The organism is Tsukamurella ocularis (assembly GCF_024807615.1).
GTDB lineage: Bacteria > Actinomycetota > Actinomycetes > Mycobacteriales > Mycobacteriaceae > Tsukamurella > Tsukamurella ocularis.
Map to the genome: position 1 here is coordinate 497778 of NZ_JANUCJ010000004.1, position 3455 is coordinate 501232.

Genomic DNA, 3455 nt, shown 5'->3' on the forward strand with positions numbered 1-3455 from the left:
GTCTCGGGCTTGACTGCGGTTGATGCCGGTTTCGTTGTTGCCTGTTCGTCGATGGTTTTTGCGGCGTTGACGTTGACCTTGTTGGGGTCGACTTCGTCGACGGTGCGGCGGAGTACTTCGACTGTGCCCTTGGAAAGGATGCGGGGTGGAAGGCCGATTCCGGGTACGAACTGTAGTGCGGTATCCACGTTCTCGGCGGCTTCGAGTCCCATTTGGCCGGCGTTACGTGTTTGGCTGACGGTTCCGCCGAGGCTGTTGACGTCGACGTCGCCGAAGGTCGGTGAGTTTTCGATGGTGGCACCGAAGCGGGGGACGTCGAATGCGTTGTCTTCAGTGAGTCGGAGTGTGGACCCGTCGGACATGCGGTATGCGGTTGTATAGGTCCCGTTGTGCGCGGAGGTGCTCTTCTCCAGCGGGTAGACGTCTTTGGGGAAGAACTTTCGGTAGGTGTCGCTGTCTTCGCCTGCGATCTTGTTCCAGATCTCGGGCGCGTGTTCGCGGTCCTTAGCGATCGCGGCCGCCGCGGTCTGCATCTCTTCTTCTGTGGGCCCGTAGGTGCGCGGCTTCAGGCTCGCGGTGGCGGCGGCGAGGTCCTGTTGCGGTGTCGTTGGGGCTCCAGGTGGGGTCAGATTCGTCACCACCGCCTGCTGCAAGGCACTCCCCGAACCCGTATGGCTGCCGCTACCGGTGTTGGGGGTTTCCGGGGTTCCGGTGAGGATCCCCAAGGGCAGACCCACGCCGGCAGCGCGTAGCCGCTCAATCTGCCGTTGCCGTTCCGTCTCAGACATGCCACTAGAACCGGTCGTGTCCCGGTCTCCGGAGGACGCCGTTTGCTCAACCGGTGCGCCAGGCGTCGCGGGTGGGGTGATCGCCAACGACAGCCCCGGCCGCACGCTGCCCGACGCCCCTGATCCACCGGAGCTACCCGAGTTGGTCGGTTGGGTCGGGGCGGGTGTGACCGTCGGCGGCGGCGTCCCCGGTAGGTGCGGTCCCTGCGCCTGGATCGGCGTCACAGTCGCCGTCACCACAGGAGCCTGCACCGCACTCGGCTCAGAAACAACAGGCGCAGCAGGAACAGGAGCAGCAGGAGCAGGTTCTGGCAGGGTCGGCCCGGCAGGCTTGAGACCACCGGCGGCGAGCCTAGCCTGAGCCGCTGCGAGGTCAGACTGGGGTGAATCCGCCACCAACGGATACAACGCGCCCTTGTTCGGGGCGATGTGCTGGGTGATCGTCGACGTGGAGTCGTCGAGACGCTCAACGCTGTACCAGGTGGGTTGGTCGCGTCCGAGTGCGTCTTTGGCCCATGGGGTTTTGATGGTGCGGACGGTCTGGCTGGTGGCGGTGTTGACGAGGACGACGGAGCCGTCGGCGCGTTCGATGAGTTCTTCGCCGGGGGCGGTGGGGACGTTGGTGGTGAAGTTTCCGGGGCTGTCGGGGGTGGCGAGGATGTACCAGGCTTTGGGTTCTCCGCCTTCGAGGTCGGGGAGGGTGAAGGTGATGTATCCGCCGTTGTCGGCGTGCACATCCACATCGGAGGTGGTGACGTGCACTTCGCCGGTGTTGGCAACCTGCTGGCCTGCTTCGAGGTTCTTCAAGGTCAGCGTGTCGAGGGCGGAGGTGAGGGTTTCCTTCGCGCCTTCGCGGGCGAGTTCGCCGGGTTTGGAGAGGGCTTCGACGATTCCGTAGGCCCAGCCGACGAAGGGCACCGCCACCGGCGCGTGGGTCGCTGCTGAGCCGGCTGCGGCCACAGGATCAGCGAGAATCTGCTCGGGTGTCGCCGACGCCGCGAACCGACCCACCCCCGCGACGGGACTGGTCACATTTTTCGCGAGTCCCGACCACGCACGGACGGGGTCGCCACCGACACCGATGAGTGCGGCATTGCCGGCGATGGTGTTGCCGAAGCGGTCCACCGCACCACCAACGAACCGCCCGGGAACCGACACAACCTGACCGACAACACTCTCGTCCTTGGCGGTGGCGGTGGTGCGTGGATCTCCGGCCTCAGTGGTCCACCGCCGACCAGGCTTGGCCTTCGTAGGCTTGCGCTGTTCGCGGATGAGGGTGTTCGGTGAGGCGAGCATCATCATCGCTGTCGGGATACCGGTGGGGTCGAGTCCGAGGATGTTCGTTGCCTGTCCTTCGCGGACCAGTTTCTGTGCCTGCTCGCTCGTGGGGTCGGTGAGGAGGTGGTCGCCGACTTTGATTCCGTCCGGGGTGACCTGTGGCGCGAGTTGCTGCCCGCGGGCGGTGATCTGCTGCGGAACCGAGATGGCCGCGCCGGCTGCGGCGCCCAGCCCGTTAGCGGTCGCCTTCACTGCGGGTCCCGGCGCACCGGTCACGCCACCGGCAGCGGAGGCCGCATGCGCCGCGGTGGACCGCACACCCTTCGCCAGGGCGCCGCCCGCCACCGCTCCGCCAGGCAGCGTGGAGAAGTAGTCGTTGACTGGGACCATCGCCTCGGTGCCCGCGTTGATCTGCGCGGCCGCCTGCTGCCCCGCCGCCGCCACTCGCTCGTGCACCACACCGGCGGCGCGGACGAGCTCATCCCACTCCGAGCGGAGCCCCGAGTATTCGGTGAAGGGGACGTTGACCTTGATCCACACCTTCTGCATGTGCTCGAACACCGCCCGCGCCCGCGCTTCGAGGGGTTTCAAAGCTGTTTGGGAGGCGTCGAGTTCGCGGGCGAGTTCCTTGATCCCCGAACCGACTCGGGAGTACGACTCGACAGCGGCGCCGAGTTGCATCGCCAGGTCGCCGGGGACTCGGCCGCGGAAGAACTCGCCCTCCACACCCACGAACTCGGGCAGCTCCAACGCCCGCACCTTCGCCTGCGCAGTCTGCGCAGCTTCCGCGAATCCCAGATACAGCCGGGCGTGATCGAGCACCTCATCAACACTGACCCCCGGCAGCGTGAACACGGCCTCCGGGAACCCGCCGACGATCAGGTCACCGAGTAGCGCAAGCTCCCCAACGATGCCGTCACCAGGAGTGATGTCAAGACTCATCGCGAAGGCCTCTCTAGGCGGGGATCGTCGGCACGGTGGGGACCAGTGGGCGGTGGATCAGCAGTGATGGCGCAGGGGAAGCGGGTCATGCTCGTTCCAAACACGGGTCTCCCGTTGCTGAAGAAGCATCGTCGGTGGACGAGGACGTGACGGCGGCCACCGCGATCGCGACACCGGTCAGCGCCGCGACCGACAGCCGCTCGATCAAGATGACGACGGTGGAGATCATCGGTGGTCCATTCATGCGAGGGTGGAGAGCGGTCCGGCCGGGCGCGACATGCCGTGACGTTCAGGACTATGACGAGCTCGTGAGGACAGTTAGTTGCGTGAGAGGGCGGAGCGGACCTGCGAGCGCATGTCACGAACCTGCTCAGTGTTCGTGCCGAGCGCGGTCTTCATCTGCCCCAAGATCTCGCTCACCGACGCCGCCGCGTTGTTCCACTTCGT

The 3455-nt window shown here is 66.1% G+C and carries 2 protein-coding genes; both read right to left on the reverse strand.

The genetic code is table 11. The annotated features are described in order from the left end of the window. On the reverse strand, nt 1-3008 hold a 3008-nt coding region (locus HNP44_RS18785; RefSeq protein ID WP_259172191.1), incomplete at its 3' end, for a hypothetical protein. A gap of 85 nt (nt 3009-3093) precedes the next feature. Then, nucleotides 3094-3237 carry a hypothetical protein gene (locus HNP44_RS18790; protein ID WP_259142923.1) on the reverse strand — a complete coding sequence of 48 codons (144 nt, stop codon included), beginning with the start codon at nt 3235-3237 and terminating at the stop codon, nt 3094-3096. Nucleotides 3238-3455: the final 218 nt, after the last annotated feature.